Below are 1,285 nucleotides of genomic sequence, written 5' to 3'. Positions count from 1 at the left end.
CCTGGATCGACGAAGTGTTCGAGACTCACCGGCAACGCCAGTATCCACGCGAGCTGCTGTTTTCCACGGTGGTCGAGCTGATGTCGCTGGTTTCCCTGGGATTGCGCCCTTCGCTGCATGCCGCCGCGCGCCAGATGGACCACCTGCCCGTATCGCTGGCGGCGCTGTACGACAAGGTCAGGCGTACCGAGCCGCCCTTGCTGCGGGCCTTGGTCCAGGGCAGCGCCCAGCGCCTGGAGCCGGTCGTCTCTGCCTTGGGCACAGCGCCCTGCCTGCCCGGCTGGCAGGTGCGCATCATCGACGGCAATCATCTGCCGGCCTCGGAGAAACGCCTGGCGCCGCTGCGCAACCAGCGCGCCGCCGCTCTGCCGGGGCATTCGCTGGTGGTCTACGATCCCGACCTCGACCTGGTGACCGATCTGGCGGTCTGCGAGGACGCCTATGAAAGCGAACGCACCGGCGTCCTGCCGCTACTGGACAGTGCCCGGCCGGGACAGCTGTGGATGGCCGACCGGCATTTCTGCACCCGCACGATTCTCCAGTCGCTCCAGCAGGGCCGGGCCGATTTCATCGTGCGCCAGGATGCCAGGCATCCGCGCATCGTTCACGAGGGACCCTGGCACGACCGAGGCAGGGTGGAAACCGGGCAGGTGCTTGAGCAGGACATCCGGCTGGACGAGGGCCAGGCGCCCTGGCGGCGCATCGAGTTGCGCCTGGATCGGCCGACGGAGTCGGGCGAGTCCGTCCTTTGGCTGTGGAGCAACCTGCCCGCGACGATCGACGCCCGGCAGATTGCCGACCTGTACCGTCGGCGATGGCGTATCGAGGGGATGTTCCAGCGCCTGGAGTCGGTCTTGCAGAGCGAGATCCGCAGCCTGGGCCATCCCCGGGCAGCGTTGCTGGGGTTTGCCGTGGCGGTGCTGGCCTGCAACCTCTTGGCCGTGCTCAAGCGCAGTGTCGAACAGGCCCATCGCGAACAGTTTCCCGAGGGCTGGGAGGCGTCCCCCTACCACCTGGCAGTCCAGGTCAGAAGCCGTTACGAGGGGATGCTCGTCGCACTGCCGGTGGAGCACTGGCCCACGTGGGCCGACGGTTCGGCCAGCACACTGGCGCAGCGCCTGCTGGAGTTGGCACGGCACATCAAGCCCGGCCAGGTGGCCACCAGCAAGCGTGGCCCCAAGGTGAAGAAGACCCGGGAGTGGGTCGATAGCGCCGCAGCCCGCGCTCATGTCTCTACGGCCCGTGTAATCGAGGCCTCGAAAGGTAAGAGACCTTGAAAGGGCTG

General features: G+C 67.5%; 1 protein-coding gene. It reads left to right on the top strand.

The window, feature by feature from the left end; translation table 11 throughout:
• Window positions 1-1,277: IS4 family transposase (locus EV691_RS23175; protein ID WP_131302838.1), on the top strand; the 1,277-nt coding region annotated here is incomplete at its 5' end.
• Window positions 1,278-1,285 lie beyond the last annotated feature (8 nt).

The organism is Azotobacter chroococcum (assembly GCF_004339665.1).
GTDB classification, from domain to species: Bacteria; Pseudomonadota; Gammaproteobacteria; order Pseudomonadales; family Pseudomonadaceae; genus Azotobacter; species Azotobacter chroococcum.
The sequence above is the reverse complement of the archived record's forward strand: the minus strand, read 5'-3'. Positions and strand labels throughout refer to the sequence as shown.